16 protein-coding genes are annotated in these 16,075 nt (G+C 64.1%); 1 reads left to right on the top strand and 15 read right to left on the bottom strand.

Annotation, left to right across the window (positions count from 1 at the left end):
* Positions 1-72: 72 nt before the first annotated feature.
* The 14 genes from JT360_RS10400 to JT360_RS10335 form a co-directional block, all read right to left on the bottom strand.
* The gene (locus JT360_RS10400; protein ID WP_214471677.1) at positions 73-543 is read right to left on the bottom strand and encodes a VOC family protein; all 471 of its coding nucleotides are present in this window, start codon (positions 541-543) and stop codon (positions 73-75) included.
* Between the two features lie 16 nt (positions 544-559).
* A complete protein-coding gene (locus tag JT360_RS10395) occupies positions 560-1,654 on the bottom strand; it encodes a hemolysin family protein (RefSeq protein ID WP_214471463.1) in 1,095 nt (364 codons plus the stop codon).
* A 28-nt stretch (positions 1,655-1,682) separates the two neighbouring features.
* Positions 1,683-2,189: an rRNA maturation RNase YbeY gene (ybeY, locus tag JT360_RS10390; RefSeq protein ID WP_214471462.1), complete on the bottom strand. Its 507-nt coding sequence runs from the start codon at positions 2,187-2,189 to the stop codon at positions 1,683-1,685.
* Positions 2,190-2,206: 17 nt separating this feature from the next.
* Complete coding sequence (locus JT360_RS10385; RefSeq protein ID WP_250888730.1) at positions 2,207-3,199, bottom strand: PhoH family protein; 993 nt, start codon at positions 3,197-3,199, stop codon at positions 2,207-2,209.
* A gap of 83 nt (positions 3,200-3,282) precedes the next feature.
* Positions 3,283-4,692, bottom strand: coding sequence for a tRNA (N6-isopentenyl adenosine(37)-C2)-methylthiotransferase MiaB (gene miaB, locus JT360_RS10380; protein ID WP_214471459.1), 1,410 nt, complete (start codon positions 4,690-4,692; stop codon positions 3,283-3,285).
* A gap of 74 nt (positions 4,693-4,766) precedes the next feature.
* A complete protein-coding gene (gene olsA / locus JT360_RS10375) occupies positions 4,767-5,567 on the bottom strand; it encodes a lyso-ornithine lipid O-acyltransferase (RefSeq protein ID WP_214471457.1) in 801 nt (266 codons plus the stop codon).
* A gap of 84 nt (positions 5,568-5,651) precedes the next feature.
* On the bottom strand, positions 5,652-6,146 hold the full coding sequence (gene rimI / locus JT360_RS10370; protein WP_214471455.1) for a ribosomal protein S18-alanine N-acetyltransferase: 495 nt from the start codon (positions 6,144-6,146) through the stop codon (positions 5,652-5,654).
* Positions 6,146-6,823: a tRNA (adenosine(37)-N6)-threonylcarbamoyltransferase complex dimerization subunit type 1 TsaB gene (tsaB, locus tag JT360_RS10365; RefSeq protein WP_214471454.1), complete on the bottom strand. Its 678-nt coding sequence runs from the start codon at positions 6,821-6,823 to the stop codon at positions 6,146-6,148. The genes rimI and tsaB overlap by 1 nt, the downstream gene beginning before the upstream one ends.
* A 96-nt stretch (positions 6,824-6,919) precedes the next feature.
* Entirely contained in the window at positions 6,920-8,023 is a 1,104-nt protein-coding gene (locus JT360_RS10360) for a DUF1513 domain-containing protein (protein WP_214471453.1), read from the bottom strand.
* 3 nt (positions 8,024-8,026) lie between these two features.
* Positions 8,027-9,103: an imelysin family protein gene (locus tag JT360_RS10355; RefSeq protein WP_214471452.1), complete on the bottom strand. Its 1,077-nt coding sequence runs from the start codon at positions 9,101-9,103 to the stop codon at positions 8,027-8,029.
* Positions 9,103-10,704, bottom strand: coding sequence for a di-heme oxidoreductase family protein (locus tag JT360_RS10350; RefSeq protein ID WP_214471451.1), 1,602 nt, complete (start codon positions 10,702-10,704; stop codon positions 9,103-9,105). The genes JT360_RS10355 and JT360_RS10350 overlap by 1 nt, the downstream gene beginning before the upstream one ends.
* A 12-nt stretch (positions 10,705-10,716) precedes the next feature.
* Entirely contained in the window at positions 10,717-11,202 is a 486-nt protein-coding gene (bfr, locus tag JT360_RS10345; RefSeq protein WP_214471450.1) for a bacterioferritin, read from the bottom strand.
* On the bottom strand, positions 11,168-11,479 hold the full coding sequence (locus JT360_RS10340) for a (2Fe-2S)-binding protein (protein WP_214471448.1): 312 nt from the start codon (positions 11,477-11,479) through the stop codon (positions 11,168-11,170). Before JT360_RS10340 ends, bfr begins: the two co-directional genes overlap by 35 nt.
* Before the next feature lie 96 nt (positions 11,480-11,575).
* Complete coding sequence (locus JT360_RS10335) at positions 11,576-12,865, bottom strand: imelysin family protein (RefSeq protein WP_214471446.1); 1,290 nt, start codon at positions 12,863-12,865, stop codon at positions 11,576-11,578.
* Between the two features lie 433 nt (positions 12,866-13,298).
* On the opposite strand from JT360_RS10335, the gene JT360_RS10330 reads away from it, so the two are divergent.
* Positions 13,299-14,552 (top strand): NAD(P)/FAD-dependent oxidoreductase, encoded by a 1,254-nt coding sequence (locus JT360_RS10330; RefSeq protein WP_214471445.1) that lies wholly within the window; start codon positions 13,299-13,301, stop codon positions 14,550-14,552.
* A 95-nt stretch (positions 14,553-14,647) separates the two neighbouring features.
* Here the strand turns inward: JT360_RS10330 and JT360_RS10325 are convergent, their stop codons facing one another.
* A complete protein-coding gene (locus JT360_RS10325) occupies positions 14,648-15,925 on the bottom strand; it encodes a 4-aminobutyrate--2-oxoglutarate transaminase (protein ID WP_214471444.1) in 1,278 nt (425 codons plus the stop codon).
* Positions 15,926-16,075 lie beyond the last annotated feature (150 nt).

The following is a 16,075-nucleotide window of genomic DNA, read 5'->3' as shown; positions in this document are numbered from 1 at the left end:
CGCGAATCAGGAGCCAAGATTTAACAGGCCGCGGTCCGTGCTCCAAACGCCGGACGGTTGCCCGGCCGCGCTCTACCGGTGCCAACCCTCGATGCGCAGGCCGCTCAACCGCTCGGCCTCTTCGCGGGAAACGGACCGGATGGGCTGGGTGAAGGTCCAGACATGGCCCTCGGGATCGCGGGCCCGATACTGGCGTTCGCCGTAAAATTGGTCTGTCGGCTCCTGGATTATCTCAGCGCCAACCGACCGCGCATGCTCGCAATGTGCGTCCAGGCCGTCCTTCAGCCTGATATAGACCGACTGCGTGTTCTTGCCCGAGACCGAAGCTGGACTGGCGATATGGTCGCTCCATTCGGAATCGACAATGATGTAGCAATCGCCGAACCGCATCTCGGAATGGACGAGCTTTCCGTCGGCGTCGCTGACCACCATGCTGCGCTCGAAGCCGAAAGCCGCTTCGAGCCACGTGAGCGCGGCAAGAGGATCCTTGTAGAAGACGCCGGATCCCAGGCTCGCGTGCTTGAACGGATCATCGATCGCCATCGGGCGAGCGAGACGCTTACGCCTGTTCGGCACGGGCTGTGGCCCGGCGGCGGCGCTCGCCCTTCTGGCTCTGCACGATGCGCACGCGCTTGACGCGGCGCGGATCGGCGTCGAGCACATGGAATTCGAAGCCGGGAATGGCCTGCACCACCTCGCCGCGCGCTGGAACACGGCCGAGCGTGTTGAAGATCATGCCGCCGATGGTGTCGACATATTCGCCGTGTTCGCCGGCGGCGAAGTCCTCGCCGATCATCTTGGCGACGTCGTCGATCTCGGCCTTGCCGTCGACGATGAACACGCCGTCGCCGCTTTGAGTGATCATCGGCTCGTCGTCGTCATGTTCGTCCTCGATATCGCCGACGACCATTTCGACAATGTCCTCGAGCGAGACAAGGCCGTCGGTGCCGCCATACTCATCGATGACCAGCGCCATCTGCGTGCGCGTCGTCTGCATGCGGGCCATCAGGTCGGAGGCAAGCATCGAGGGCGGCACGAACAGAACCTGGCGGATCAGGTTGAGGTCCGCGATGGTGCGGGCGAGGTCGACCTGGGCAAGGTCGAGCTGTGTGACGGCAGGCGTCTTCCTGGTCGCGCGGCCCTTCTTGACACGCGCGAGCTTGGTGATGTGGGCCAGCACGTCACGGATATGCACCATGCCGCGCGGATCGTCGAGCGTCTCGGAATAGACCGGCATGCGGGAATGGCCGGATTGTTCGAAAGTGCCCAGGAGGTCGCCGAGCGTCGTGGTGATCTCGACCCCTTCGATATCGGCGCGCGGCACCATGACATCCTCGACGCGCACCTCGCGCAGGCGCAGGATGTTGTTGAGCATGGCGCGCTCGCCAGGCGAGAAGGCGCCGGCATCGCTGGCCGTCTCGGCCAGCGCGCCGGCGATTTCCTCACGCAGGCTGGTGCCGTTGCGTTGCCGGAACAGGCCCAAAACACGGTCGAACAGGGAGGGGCCGGCAGGCGAAGACTCGCTGGCAACGCTGCCGGTGCTGGCAGCACCAGGGGTAACGGTACTCGGACTTGATCCTTCTTCCGAGGTGTCGGAAGCCTTGGGCACACTGCCGGCGTCGGGGCGGGCGGCAGTCTCTGGTTTGTCGTTCATCGTCGTCCGGTCAATTGATCAGAAGTAGTTACGCGTAGGGATCGGGAATGGCAAGCCTTGCAAGCGCGGCGCGTTCGACGGCTTCCATCTCCTCCGCCTCGGTGTCGGTCTCGTGATCGTAGCCCAACAAATGCAGCAGGCCGTGGATGACGAGATGGGAGATATGGTTCTCCAGGGGCTTGTCTTCCAGTACCGCCTCGCGCGCCAACGTTTCGGCCGCGAGCACGATGTCACCGAGCATCGGCGGCAGCGGACCATCTTTCACAGGTGGAAAAGCCGGGAAAGACAAGACGTTGGTTGGCTTGTCCTTGCCCCGCCAGCCGGCATTCAGCTTCTGAATATGGGCATCGTCGGAAAAAACGACGCTGAGTTCGGAGTGTCCTGTCGCACCAGTTTCGGCGAAGGCAGCGGCGGCGGCCCTGTCGACAAGCCGGGTAAGCGCCGCCTCTTCCGGCCAATTTCCCGCTTCGATCATCAGGTCGATATCGACGGGAAGTGGCAGACCCACGCCGCCAGACCCTTCCTGCTCAATCATGGGACCTCTCGGTCAAATCAGCCTTCGGTCCCCAGGCCGCGTGCGAGCTTGCCGTCACGATCATAGGCCTTGACGATTTCGGCGACCAGCGGATGCCTTACGACGTCGCCCTCGTTGAAACGCACCGTCACCATGCCGGTCACGCCGTCGAGGATCCTGAGCGCCTCGACCAGGCCGGATTTGGTGTTTTGCGGCAGGTCGATCTGGGTCGGATCGCCGGTGACGATCATGCGTGAATTCTCGCCGAGACGCGTCAGGAACATCTTCATCTGCATCGGCGTGGTGTTCTGCGCCTCATCGAGGATGACCGCGGCATGCGCCAGCGTACGGCCGCGCATGAAGGCGAGCGGCGCGATTTCAATCACCTCGGCGGCGATCGCCCGCTCCACTTTGTCGGCCGGCATCATGTCGTAGAGCGCGTCATAGAGCGGCCGCAGATACGGATCGACCTTCTCCTTCATGTCGCCGGGCAGGAAGCCCAGCCGCTCGCCGGCCTCGACGGCCGGTCGCGACAGCACGATGCGCTCGACCATGCCGCGCTCGAGCAGCATCGCCGCATGGGCCACCGCCAGATAAGTCTTGCCGGTGCCGGCCGGACCGATGCCGAACACCAGTTCCGACCGCTCCAGCGCCCGCATATAGGCGTCCTGGTTGAGCGAGCGGGCATAGATCGTCTTCTTGCGGGTGGCGATCTGGGCGGCGGAGACCTTGCCCTTGCGCTCCAGCGTCGGCAGCGTCAGCTGATCGTCGGCGGCGATCGCCATGCGCACAGCGCCATCGACGTCGGACTGGCCGATATCGCCGCCCTTTTGCAAAATGGCGTAGAGATTGTCCAAGGCGCGGCGCGCCTGTTCGGCGGCCGAAGCGGACCCCTTGATGGTCAGCTGATTGCCGCGCGAGCGGATGTCGACGCCCAGCTTCTGCTCAAGCCGGGCGAGGTTTTCATCGAACTGGCCGTAAAGGGCGCTGGCAAGCTTGTTGTTGTCGAAAGTCAGAACGATGTGCGCCATGTCAGAAGCCCCGGATGCCGGTACCGGGGGCAGGTTCTTCAGCTCCGCTGCGCTCAACCGTCTCTCCTCATCTGCCGAGACCATCAGGCCAATTCGGCGAACAGGCTGTTGTAGCCCGTCTTCGTGATTCGCACCTGGATAATGTCACCGATTTCGCCGGCCTTTTCATCAACAATAACCGGCTGCAGCCAAGGTGAGCGGCCGACCTTCTGGCCGGACTGGCGGCCGGGCTTCTCGATCAGCGTGTCGATGGTGCTGCCGACGAGGCTCGAGCCGAAATCCTGCTGTTGTTTCAAGAGCAGCGCCTGCAAGCGCTGCAGGCGCTCGTCCTTGACCGTTTCCGGCACGTGATCGGGCATGTCGGCGCCCGGCGTGCCAGGGCGCGGCGAATATTTGAACGAGAAGGCCGAGGCGTAGTTCACCTGGCGCACCAATTCCATGGTCGCTTCGAAATCGGCCTCCGTCTCGCCGGGGAAGCCGACGATGAAATCGCCGGACAGCGCGATATCGGGCCGCGCGGCGCGGATGCGGTCGAGCAGCGCCAGATAATCCCTCGCCGTATGCCTGCGGTTCATCGCCTTCAGGATGCGGTCGGATCCGGATTGCACGGGCAGATGCAGGTAGGGCATCAGCGACGGCAGATCGCGGTGCGCCGCGATCAGTTCTTCGTCCATGTCGCGCGGGTGGCTGGTGGTATAACGCAGCCGCGCCAGGCCGGGGATTTCGGCCAGCCTGAACAGCAGGCGGCCAAGGCCCCATTCCCCGCCGTTGTCGCCCTGGCCATGCCAGGCATTGACGTTCTGGCCCAGCAGCGTCACCTCGCGTACGCCGGCCTCGGCAAGGCGCTCGGCCTCGGTGACGATTTGCGCCACCGGCCGCGACACTTCCGAGCCTCTTGTATAGGGCACGACGCAGAAGGTGCAGAACTTGTCGCAGCCTTCCTGCACGGTCAGGAAAGCTGTCACGCCGCGCTTGATGACCTCGGCGCGCTTCGGCTGCGGCAGATGTTCGAACTTGTCCTCGATGGCGTAGTCGGTCTCGACGATCTTCTCGCCGCTGCGGACTCTCGCCAGCACGTCGGGCAGACGGTGATAGGTCTGCGGGCCGATGACCAGATCGACCGCCGGCGAACGCCTGATGATCTCCGCCCCTTCGGCCTGAGCCACGCAACCGGCGACGCCGATCAGCATTTCGCGGCCGGCAATGGCGCGCTCCGCCTTCATGTCGCGGATGCGGCCGAGCTCGGAATAGACCTTTTCCGCCGCCTTTTCCCTGATGTGGCAGGTGTTGAGAAGCACCAGATCGGCCTCGTCGATGGCATCGGTCGCGGTATAGCCGTCGGCGGCCAGCGCATCGCCCATGCGCTGTGAATCATAGACGTTCATCTGGCAGCCATAAGTCTTGATGAAGACTTTCTTGGCTGCCGTGGCACTCACAGCCGGCTGCCCGGCCACCGTGCCGATGTCGTCGCTCTCGATCGTATTCAAGTCCATCTGGCGGCTTCTAACGCCTTTCCGTGGCAAAAAACAGACCATTCTCGCCCTGCGCCTGCAGGCGCAGGGCGGGATTAGCGGCTCGGGCGCGGATCAGCGAGTGCCGCCTGCATCATCCCGCGCACCTGGCTTTCCATCAGCTTGGACGTTTCCTTGCGGTTCGAGCCCTTGGAAAAAGCGATCGGCTCGCCGAAATGCACCTCGACGTCGACAGCGCCTTCCGCCATCAGCACCTTGAGATGCGGCATCAGATCCTCATCGCCGATCCAGGCCGTAATCGGCCGGTGCCGGCGGCCGAGCGGCACGCCGTGCAGGCGCGTGTAGGCGATCGCCACCGGCTGGATGAACACCTGCTCGGCCGCACCCTCGGAAATCGCCATCGAGGCGGCGCCGAATAACGTGCTCTTGAAGGGCAGGACGACGTTGCCGTCACCGGTCGAACCCTCGGCGAACAGCACCATGGCGTCGCCTTTGGCCATGCGATTGGCGATTTCGCTTGCCTGGTCGCCCGAGGAACGCTTGCGTTCGCGCTCTATGAAGACGGTGCGCTGCAATTTCGACAGCATGCCGATCAGCGGCCAGCCTTCCATATCGGCCCTGGCGATGAATTTCACATCGACGATGGAGCCCAGCACCATGATGTCGGTCCAGGAGATGTGGTTCGAGGCAACCAGCAAGGGGCGCTTGGCCGATAGCGTCCCCTTGACATGGACGCGCATGCCGAGAGCCCTCAGAATCAGCCTGTGCCAAATTTTTAGGATGAAGGTTTCCGGCCACCAGCCGGTCTTCATCGACAGGATCTGCAGCGGCACGAGGACCAGCGAACCGGCGACGACGAGGCCTAGTGCCAGGAAGATCCTGATTTTTCCGATCATACGTCCTGGCCCTATCATTACAGCGCCGCGCGTCCCCTTGGACGCGCAAAGGACGCTGTAACACTTTAATTATGCGGCGTTTGGCTATCGAAGATCGCGGCGCATGACAAGCGCTCCAGTCGGCCCGCGATCGGGCGACCTGTAGTAGTCCGGGCGCTTGCCGACCTCGCGGAAGCCCAGCCGCCGATAGAGGGCGATGGCGGCGACATTGGTCTCGTCGACCTCGAGGAACAATGCTTCGGCGCGTTGCGCGTGCAGTTCGCGCAGCACCGCATCCATCAACTGCCAGCCCAGTCCCTGGCGGCGATGCGATCGCGCCACCGCGACGGTCAGGATCTCGCCCTCGCCGGCGGCCAACCTCGCCAGCACGAAGCCGACCGGCGGCTTGGCGCCCTGCCCGGTTTCACGCGCGGCATAACCGAATACGGTATCCTGCTCGAGCAAGGCGGCGAACTCGCCGTCGGTCCACGGACGGACGAAGTCCTCGCTATGCAGCAACGAGACCGCGGGGCTGTCGGTCACCTTGAGCGGCTCGAGTGCATAGTCCCGGCGGCGTGGCTGAAGAAAAGGTATGCGCATTAATTTTGTTGCCTTGATAAAATGAACCCAGCCTGCGGCTTGGCGTCGGCACCGCGCAGATAGAGCGGTTTCGGCCTTTCGTCCTGCCCCTTTGCGACAGCCAGCCGGGCGTAGGTGAGAATGTCGGCGGTGGCCGTCCGAGGCCCGATGTCGAAGGTGCGCCCGGCCGAGGCTGCGATCTGTGCGGCCGCTGTACCGGCCAGCACCGAAGACCGCTCCGTCGCCATGGCCACGGCGTCCGCGAGTGTCGTCACTGCCGGACCGTAAGTCAAAGCTGACATTTCATCATAGAGAGCGGCATGGATTTCCTCGCGGCCGGCATCGAGCGCCGCCAGCACGGTGCGGCCGGGAAATGCCGCCGCTGCCTCGGCGGCCAGCGCCTCGAGCGTCGTCACCCCGATCGCCGGAACCTTGAGCGCCAGTGCAAGTCCACGCGCGGTCGACACACCGACGCGCAGCCCGGTAAACGAGCCGGGACCGACAGAGACGGCGATGGCCCCAAGACCGGCATAGTCGGTCGTGCCCGCCGTCAGCGCCTCCGCGATGACCGCCATAAGATGCTCGGCATGGCCCTTGCCAAGATCGAGCACCGAGCGGCCAAGCTCCAGCCCAGCCGCCGCGTCGTAGACGCAGGCGGCACAGAGGCTGGCGGCACAGTCGATGGCAAGGACTTTCATGAAGCGACCGGTTCCGAGAAACACTTCCCTGTGCCTGCCACGCCGCGCCACCGCAAGCATAATTTGTTAAGCGGCTTCGCTTCTGCCCGCGAGCTATCAGACCTGTTCAATGCGCAGCATGTGGTTGTCCCAGACATAGTCCGGTTCCAACCGGGTCGCACCGCTGCCCTCGATAATCTCGCCGGCACCCGTGGTTGCCATGAAGCCCGATCCGTCCGGTGCCAGGCCGCAGACCTCGACCAGCGCGCTGGCCGAGACCACTCGGCTGCTCACCGCATCGATCACGACAAGCGAATTGCCTTCCGGTGACGAGACCGCGACGGTGCCGGCTAAAGGATTGGCGGCGACCGAGCCGATATAGTTGCGAAAGCCGGACAATATGTCCCGCGGCATGTCGAGCAGCTGCAACTCCTTGTCCCGCGCCGCACGGCCGACCAGCAGCGGACGATCGGTGCCCGGACCCCGGTACTGGCAGCCGAACCAGACGGTGCCGGCCTGATCGGCGTCCATGTGGCGGATCGACAACTGGTGCAGTGCCGCCGGCAGTTCGTGCTTTTCGATGAGGTCGCCGGTGACGCGGTCGATCAGCACATAGGACGGCTTCATGGTCGCGATGTTGAGCTCGGCGCGGCCATAGTCCGGATGGGTCTCGATGCCGCCATTGGCAACCGCGATCGTCCTGCCGTCGCCCAGCAGCAGAAGTTCGTGCGGTCCCATGCCATAGGTCGGGAATTCGCCGATGCGGTTGAATTTCGCCCGCGCATCGTAGACGCCGACGACGCCGGCGGCGTTGTCGAAATCGTTCTCGGTGGCATAGAGCAGCGCTCCGTCGGGCGAGAACACGCCATGGCCGAAGAAATGCCGGCCGGTGATGCTGGCGATGGTCAGCGGAGCGTCGCGCCCGGTGTGATCGAAGACGACCGCGAAGATGCCGGGCTGGCGGGCAAAGACCACCGAACGCCTCGAGATGGGATCGAAGGTGACGTCATGGCCGCGATCGGGCAGGTCGATCGCATGCAGCACCTTGCCGGCCTCGGACAGGATGGCGGCGCCGAAACTGCCGTCGCGCTTGACGAAGGCGGTGGCGAAGACGGCATCCACCGCAAGGGTCTTTGCCCAGGCCGACGGCGCCATCATGGCGGCAAAGCCGATACCCGCGGCTCTAAGGAAATCCCGGCGGTCGATGAGCGGCGTTGGCATGCCTCAGTCTCCATCCAGCGACGAGAAGCCGGCGGTCAGGCCGAATTCGGCGGTCAGCCTGGTGCCGATCAGGGTCGACAGGCTGGAGGTGATCAAGGCGAAATGCTCGAGTTTGTCGCGCATCGCCGGATCGGCGAGCGCCTTGTCGATCGGACCGCTGACCGCCTTGGCGGTGGCGACGCCGTTGACCAGCTGGATATGGATCGATTCCGCCAACCAGCGCGCATCGGGCGGCAGCGCATCGCCAAGTTTCGAGACCTGGAACAGCGCGTCGATGCCGGCAAGATTTCCGGCCAGCGAATTGGTGGTGTTTTGCGAACGCCAGTAGATCGCCTGTTTCGGCTTGTCGGCATCGGGCTTGCCCAGAAACCCCTTCAGGCGGACATCGCGAACCATCTCCAGCTCGTTGATGAAGACGCCGACCAGTTCTGTCACCGCCTCGTTGCCATCGCGGTAGAGCGCGTTCTGCGGTCCAGGATTGGCCCAGAGCGCCGCAAAGCCGTCCCGCTTGTTCCAGGCCGCGCTGACCTCGCCAGCCATGGTCTCGACATTGCCGGCAACCGCCGCGCCATAGGCGCAGCGATAGGGGTCGCCCTTGCCCGCCAATGCGTCGGCGCCATCGCCGTAAAGCACGAATTCCAGCGCGCCCAATCCCTGCATGGCAACGCTCTTGCCGGCCAGTTGTGCCGGATCGGTCGCGGCCGGGTCCTTGGCCGACAACACTGCCTGCACCTGCTTCAGCCCGATGCTCTTGCGGTCCGGCCAGAACAGCATGCGTTCCAGCCGGTTGTTCTCCTTGATCGGCCCGAACCCGATGATCTCGGCCGACGACCAGGCGTAGACCGTGGCCGAAAATTCGGCCCGCGCCGCATCGAGTTCTTCTTGCGAAGGCGCCTCGCACAGTTTGTGCATCGCTTTCGCCAGGGCATCCGCGTGCTCATGCAGGCCGGCATAGGCCGGACGAACAAAGCCGTCGATCGCCCGCTGGATGATTTCGGATGCCTTTATCGCCGCGGATGCCGGGACCACGCCCAGCAGGGCCAGCGGAAGAACGAGAACCAGAGCAGAGCGCTTCAGCATCAAAGTGACTCCAGGAATTTGAGCAGGGCATCGCGCTCAGTGGCGCTGGCGGCGGCAAAGCGGTCGCGCGTCTTCTGCGCCTCGCCACCATGCCACAGGATCGCCTCGGTCAGGCTGCGCGCGCGGCCATCATGCAGAAAGAAGGAATTGCCGTTGACGGTCTCGGCGAGGCCGATCCCCCACAGTGGCGGGGTGCGCCACTCGCTGCCCGTCGCCTCGCCCACGGCCTGGCCATCGGCCAGGTCCGGGCCCATGTCGTGCAGCAGGAAGTCGGAATAGGGCCAGATCAGCTGGAAGGCCTGCGCCTTGTTGGGCGCGTCGCGGCGGGTGACGAATTTCGGCGTGTGGCAGGAAACGCAGCCGATCTCGTAGAACACCTTCTTGCCGGCGAGCACATCAGGCTTGTCGAGGTCGCGACGCGCCGGCATGGCCAGGTTCTGCGAATAGAAGGTGACGAGGTCCATTACCGGCGGCGGTGCCTCGACCGGGCCGAGGCGCTCCTGCACGCCATTCGGCATGGCGAGGCATTTTGCCTGTGCGGCGGTGCAGTCGCCCCAATGTTTCGGTTCTTCCGGCGTCGAGATGCCGATATCGCCGGCAAAGGCATCCGCCGCCTGTTGGCGGATCGACGCCGTCTGCGCCTTCCAGCCGAAACGGCCAATGGTCAGCTTTCCATCTGGGCCGTCGGGCACGATGTTGGGCCTGCCGGAAATGCCGTCACCGTCCACGTCATCCGGATCGGCACGGGCAAGGATGTCCGCCGGCGCGATCTGCTCGATCAGGCCTAGCCCGATCATCGGCGGGGTCAGGCGCGGCGACAGTGTGGTGCGCGGATCGAGCGGTCCATAGGCAAGATCGGTGACGGAGTAGCTGGGCTTGCGCAGGGGAACCATCGTGCCGTCGCTCAGTTCCACCTCACGTTCCTGATAGTCGACACGCATCCTGCCTTCGCCGCGCAGGCCGGGCACGGCCAGCTCCTGCAACTGGGTGCCATAGACCGGGTCGGGGAAGTTGAGCGCCTGGTGGCCGGCAATCGCGGCCTTCTCTTCCGCGCTGCTGGCCTCGCGGGCCAGCCGCAGGAACATCGAGGTGGTGCCTGTGTCACCTTCCGGCGGATGGCCGCGACCATCCTTCACATGGCAATTCTGGCAGGCACGTTCGTTGAACAGCGGGCCCAGCCCGTCCGAGGCCTGCGTCGAGGATGGCGACGACACCCAGTTCTTGCGGAACAGGGCGTTGCCGAGCTTGAAAGTGCCCTCTTCCTCGAAAGTGATGTTGGCCGAGGATTGCGAGAAGGAATCGCGGCTGACGTCCTTCCGCGACGTTCCGCCGCCGCCTTGCATCAGCTCGAACGGCTCGGGTTTGGAGAAATCCGTGGTCGGCCTGGCGACGGCGATGACGCGCGCCTGGTCCTTCGGATCGAGGTCGGTCCGTGTGGTGGTGAGACCAGCGGGTTGAAGGTCGCCGGCCATCACGGAAGAGGTCAGCGCCAGCGTGAGAACAATGCAGCGCCGGCCAGCCGATTTGGCTGACGCTTTCTGAAAGGGCAGCAGGCCCTTGGCCCGCCCCGCGCGGCGCAAGACGACTAGGGGGCGCCGCATTCCCGCATATCCTTACTCCGCGTCGTCCGCCGAAGCGGCATTGAGCTGGCCGTATTTTTCCTCGCCGATTGAGGCCAGCAGATCAAGCTGCGTCTCCAGGAAGTCGATATGCCCCTCCTCGTCGGCCAGCAATTGCTCGAACAGCTTCATCGACACATAGTCGCCGGCTTCGTCGCAGACTTCGCGTGAGCGCTTGTAGGCGGTACGCGCGTCGTATTCGCCGGCAAGATCGGATTCGAGCACTTCCTTGACGTTCTGCCCGATGCGCAACGGCGCCACGGATTGCAGGTTCGGATGGCCTTCGAGGAAGATGATGCGGGCGACGAGTTTGTCGGCATGGTGCATCTCCTCGATCGACTCCGCCCGCTCTTTCTTGGCCAGCTTGGCATACCCCCAATCCTCCAACAGACGGAAATGCACCCAGTACTGATTGACCGCTCCGAGTTCGAGGAACAGAGCTTCATTAAGCCGCTCGATGACCTGCGGTTCGCCTTTCATGGATTCTGCTCCCATATTGGACGCGCAGGTCTCTGACGCGGTCCAGGTGTGAAACGATGTCCATCCCACTCGCCTGCGAGCGGGCGTGGTAGTTCTCGGTGACCCGAATGATCGTTTCGACCACATTTGGGAAGCAGCCGCAACAACGACCGCGCTTGTGCATGGCATGGTAGACCTTTGCCGGCACGATGAGCTGCCAAGGATCCTGATCCAGCAGTCCGATGATCGTCTGCTCGATCTCTTTCTCGGTGATGATGTTGCAATGACAGATCAGCATTGACTTGCCCTGGCTGACGGCGCCTCCCGCGCCGTATGGCTGGTTTGCTCCCGGAGGTCCTTCCGAAGCCGATTGTCAGGCTCCGGGTTTCGGCGCTTACTTGAATACCTTGTCGGGCGCATCCAGACTGTCGGATCCCTCGAAGGCGATGGCGTTCAGCTTCAGCACGCTGACGGCGCGCTCGATCGACTTGGTCTGGTCGATCAATGCATCGATCGCCGCCTGGACGGTGGCATTACCCTCGGTGTTGCCCTCGGCGATCTGCTGGTCATAGGCCTCGCCGGCCTCGGCCCGCGCCTTGATCGCCTCCATCTTGGCGACGGTGACATCGAGCTTGTCGGAGAGTTCCTTGTCGATCGCCGGATCGGCGGCCTTGACCATATCATGCACCGATGGCCCAGAGACGACGGTGCCGTCGATCCTGGTATAGCTGGCGTGGTAGGCAGCGCGAATGCCGACGGCATCATAGAGGTGGGATTTGTAGGTGTTGTCGGAGAAGCAGTCCTGCTCCTCTTCGGGATCGTGCAGCAACAGGCCGAGCTTCATGCGCTCGCCGGCCAGTTCGCCGTAGGACAGCGAGCCCATGCCGGTGAAAATCGTCGAGATGGCGGTGTTCGGCTCGCCGTCAGCCAAGTTCTTGCGCGCCGCGCCGTCTTGCTTCCAGTTGCCGACCATCTCCTGCAGGTCGGAAACCAGAAGGGTGCTTGCGGACTTCAGATATTCGGCACGGCGGTCGCAATTGCCGCCGGTGCAGTTCTTGAGATCGTAGTCGGTGTAAGGGCGCTCGCCGGCGCCCGGGCCTGTGCCGTGCAGGTCCTGGCCCCAGAGCAGGAACTCGATGGCATGGTAGCCGGTGGCGACATTGGCCTCGATGCCGCCGGCCTCCTGCAGCGTGCCGGAGAGGAATTCCGGCGAAAGCTTCGAGGCATCGACCTTCTTGCCGTTGATCTCGATTTCCTTGTTGGCGATCACATTGGCCGTATAGAGCGCATTCGCATCCGATTCGGTGCCGTAGCTCTTGGCGACGTAGTCGATCAGGCCCTCATCCAGCGGCCAGGAATTCACCTTGCCTTCCCAGTCGTCGACGATCTTGTTGCCGAAGCGGTAGACCTCGGTCTGCTGGTAAGGCACGCGCGACGCCTTCCAGGCATCGCGGGCTGCCTTGAGCGTATCCGCCGACGGTTTGGCCAGCAGCGCGTCGACCGCCTTGTCGAGGGCCTGCGCCGTGGTCAGCGAATCCTCGTATTTGGCAAGCGCGATGTCGGAATAGGTCTTGATGACCGCCTTCGCATCGGTTTCGGCCTTGGCCGGCAGCACGAACACCGCCGCCGTCAGCAGCGCCGTGGCACCAATCGCCGCAAACCTGCCGCCGTGTCGTGCTGTCATTATCGCTCTCCAGTTTCTCGGGAATTCTGTAAACGGCGCGCGCGGCGACCGGCGCCAGGCCACGTCGATGCCATAAGGCGCAAGATATGCCGCGCCATCGCGCGGTTCGCGGAAGAAAGACACCAAAATGCCTCCAATCGAACGGGTTCAAGGCCCAGACATCAAAGGGATGCGCTAGCGCGCAGGGCCCCATAAAGCTTCGACGCCGATGGAAGTCAACGAAAATCGACGGGAAAAGCCAATCGAAACAATAATTTAGAATTATTCTAAACTACAACAGTCAACTTTACGACCGAGCTGCACCGGCGTTGCGGTGGAACTGTACGATTGACAGCCGGCGTCCTGGGTGCGACCCGCAAGCCCACTCTTGCGGCGGCGCCAGACAATTGCCACTTGGCGAGACATTCTAGAATCAAGTCGGGATTGGAATGCGATGAAGAACGGCGTGGTCATTGTCGGTGCGGGTCATGCGGGCGTGCAAGCGGCGGCAAGCCTGCGCGAGGACGGCTATGACGGGCCGGTGATCCTGATCGGCGACGAAAATGAACTGCCGTACCACAAGCCGCCGCTGTCGAAGACCTTCATCAAGGATGCCGAGGCCAAACCGCAACCTTTGCGTGGCGAAGCCTTCTACACCGGCAGTGCCATCGACTACCGGCCGGGCATCCGGATCGACCGTATCGATGCCCGCCGCGCTAGCCTGGAGATCGCTGGCGGCGGCGCGCTTGCCTTCGACAACCTGATTCTAGCGACCGGATCGCGGCCGCGGCTCCTGCCGCTGCCGGGCTCGGACCTGGCCGGCGTTTTGTCGCTGCGATCGCTGGCCGATGCGCGGCTGATCCGGGACTTGAGCGCCCGCAGCGAAGATGTCGTTATCCTCGGCGGCGGCTTCATCGGACTGGAGATCGCGGCCACGTTGCGGGCGGCCGGCCGCAGTGTGACAGTCGTCGAGGCAGTCGACCGGCTGCTTGGCCGCGCCGTGGCGCCGGTGGTGGCGAGCCATGTCCGCCAGCGGCTGGAAGCGACAGGCGTGCGCATCCTCACCGGCACCTCGATTGCAAGGCTCGAAGGCGAAAACGGTCATGTCACGGCCGCGATCACCTCGTCAGGCGAAAAGCTGCCGGCGCGCATGATCATTGTCGGCATCGGCGCCGTGCCGAATGTCGAACTGGCGCAGGAAGCCGGTCTCACGATTGCCAACGGCATTCGCGTCGATCACCAGATGCGCAGTTCGGCACCGGATATCCTGGCCATCGGCGACGCCGCTTCCTACCGGCACTGGTTCACCGGCGGCGACGTGCGGCTGGAATCGGTGCAGAACGCCACCGACCAGGCGCGCCTTGCGGCGCGCACCATCACCGGTCACGCCGATGCCTATTCGGCCGTGCCTTGGTTCTGGTCCGACATCGGCGACATGAAGCTGCAGATGGTCGGCCTGACCGCCGGCGGCGACAGCCATGTCGTGCTGGGCGACCTGCCAGACAACAAGTTCTCGATCTACCACTATGCCGGCGACCGGCTGCTCGGCATCGAATCGGTCAACCGCCCCGGCGACCACATGCTTGGCCGCAAGATGCTGGGCGCCGGCTTCTCGCCGAAACCGCAGACCGTTGCGGCCGGGCCGGATGGGCTGAAAGCGGCGCTGGCCGCTTTCCAGCAAGATGAACCTGCCCGCGCTGCGGGCTAGTACGTGCCTACCCTCAAGGCGAAGCAGCGGGGTGGGGCGCCAGGCCCCCCACCCGGACCTTCGGTCCGACCTCCCCACAAGGGGGAGGTAGGGCGCTACGCAGCGCAGACTTCGCGGATCGAGCTTTCCAGGATGTCGAGCGCCTCGTTCATGACATTGTCCTGGATGGTGATCGGCGCCAGGAAACGGATGACGTTGCCGTAGACGCCGCAGGTCAGCAGGATCAGGCCCTTGTCGAGCGCCTTCAAGCGGATGGCATTGGCGATCTCGGCCGACGGCAAGCCCTTCTTGACGTCGTTGAACTCGACGGCGTTCATGAAGCCGAGGCCGCGGATATCGACGATTTCGGGCACGTCGTCCCGGATCGACTGCAGGCGCTGCTTCAGCCGCGCGCCCAGCGCGTTGGCGCGGTCGCAGAGCTTTTCGTCCTCGATCACATCGAGCACGGCGTGTGCCGCGGCGACGCCGATCGGGCTGCCGCCATAGGTACCGCCGAGCCCACCGGGGCCGGGCGCATCCATGATCTCGGCGCGGCCGGTGACCGCCGACAGCGGGAAGCCGCCGGCCAGGCTCTTGGCCATGGTGGTGATGTCGGCCGCCACTTCATGGTGATCCATAGCGAACATCTTGCCGGTGCGGGCAAAGCCGGTCTGCACTTCGTCGGCGATCAGCAGCATGCCGTGCTGGTCGCACAGCTTGCGCAGCGCGGTCAGGAATTCGCGTGGCGCCTCGTAGAAACCGCCCTCGCCCTGAACCGGTTCGACGATGATGGCGGCGACGCGGGCCGGATCGACATCGGCCTTGAACAGCCGGTCGAGCGCGGCCAGCGAATCGGCTGTGGAAACGCCGTGCAGCGGCACCGGGAACGGCGCGTGGTAGACGTCGCCCGGCATGGCGCCGAAGCCAACCTTATAGGGCACGACCTTGCCAGTCAGCGCCATGCCCATGAAGGTCCGGCCATGAAAGCCGCCGGCGAAGGCGATGACCGCCGGACGGCCGGTGGCGCTGCGGGCGATCTTGATGGCGTTCTCGACCGCCTCGGCACCGGTGGTGACGAAGATCGTCTTCTTCTCGAACTTGCCGGGCAGCATGGCGTTCAGCCGTTCGGCCAGCCGCACATAGCTCTCATAGGGCACAACCTGATGGCAGGTATGGGTGAAGCGGTCGAGCTGCGCCTTGACCGCCTCGATCACCCTGGGGTGGCGGTGGCCGGTGTTGACGACGGCGATGCCCGAGGAAAAGTCGATATAGCGGCGGCCTTCGACATCCCAGATCTCCGAGTTTTCAGCCCGGTCGGCATAGATCTGCGTGGTCATGCCGACGCCGCGCGAGATCGACTGGTTCTTGCGTTCCGAAATGGCTGAATTCTTCATGATATCCCTCATCGGGCCGGCGCCCGTTCTCGTTGATCAGATGTCTTCTGACCTTATTTCACGTTTTGCTCAAGTCGGCACCACCGGCAGGCGATTGGGCCTGCGACAGGCGGATCATCCCGGCCCTCAACCAGACGGGCGATACGCGTG

Origin of the sequence: Mesorhizobium sp. dw_380 (assembly GCF_018588885.1) — a bacterium.
GTDB lineage: Bacteria > Pseudomonadota > Alphaproteobacteria > Rhizobiales > Rhizobiaceae > Mesorhizobium.
The sequence above is the reverse complement of the archived record's forward strand: the minus strand, read 5'-3'. Positions and strand labels throughout refer to the sequence as shown.

Bases quoted from the DNA above. Each gene is read 5' to 3' on its own strand.
- ybeY (WP_214471462.1), bottom strand. From the start codon at position 2,189: ATGATTGAGCAGGAAGGGTCTGGCGGCGTGGGTCTGCCACTTCCCGTC.
- tsaB (WP_214471454.1), bottom strand. From the start codon at position 6,823: ATGAAAGTCCTTGCCATCGACTGTGCCGCCAGCCTCTGTGCCGCCTGC.
- JT360_RS10400 (WP_214471677.1), bottom strand. From the start codon at position 543: ATGGCGATCGATGATCCGTTCAAGCACGCGAGCCTGGGATCCGGCGTC.
- JT360_RS10335 (WP_214471446.1), bottom strand. From the start codon at position 12,865: ATGACAGCACGACACGGCGGCAGGTTTGCGGCGATTGGTGCCACGGCG.
- JT360_RS10325 (WP_214471444.1), bottom strand. From the start codon at position 15,925: ATGAAGAATTCAGCCATTTCGGAACGCAAGAACCAGTCGATCTCGCGC.
- JT360_RS10340 (WP_214471448.1), bottom strand. From the start codon at position 11,479: ATGCTGATCTGTCATTGCAACATCATCACCGAGAAAGAGATCGAGCAG.
- miaB (WP_214471459.1), bottom strand. From the start codon at position 4,692: ATGGACTTGAATACGATCGAGAGCGACGACATCGGCACGGTGGCCGGG.
- JT360_RS10360 (WP_214471453.1), bottom strand. From the start codon at position 8,023: ATGCCAACGCCGCTCATCGACCGCCGGGATTTCCTTAGAGCCGCGGGT.
- JT360_RS10350 (WP_214471451.1), bottom strand. From the start codon at position 10,704: ATGCGGCGCCCCCTAGTCGTCTTGCGCCGCGCGGGGCGGGCCAAGGGC.
- JT360_RS10330 (WP_214471445.1), top strand. From the start codon at position 13,299: ATGAAGAACGGCGTGGTCATTGTCGGTGCGGGTCATGCGGGCGTGCAA.
- JT360_RS10385 (WP_250888730.1), bottom strand. From the start codon at position 3,199: ATGGCGCACATCGTTCTGACTTTCGACAACAACAAGCTTGCCAGCGCC.
- olsA (WP_214471457.1), bottom strand. From the start codon at position 5,567: ATGATCGGAAAAATCAGGATCTTCCTGGCACTAGGCCTCGTCGTCGCC.
- JT360_RS10395 (WP_214471463.1), bottom strand. From the start codon at position 1,654: ATGAACGACAAACCAGAGACTGCCGCCCGCCCCGACGCCGGCAGTGTG.
- bfr (WP_214471450.1), bottom strand. From the start codon at position 11,202: ATGAAAGGCGAACCGCAGGTCATCGAGCGGCTTAATGAAGCTCTGTTC.
- JT360_RS10355 (WP_214471452.1), bottom strand. From the start codon at position 9,103: ATGCTGAAGCGCTCTGCTCTGGTTCTCGTTCTTCCGCTGGCCCTGCTG.
- rimI (WP_214471455.1), bottom strand. From the start codon at position 6,146: ATGCGCATACCTTTTCTTCAGCCACGCCGCCGGGACTATGCACTCGAG.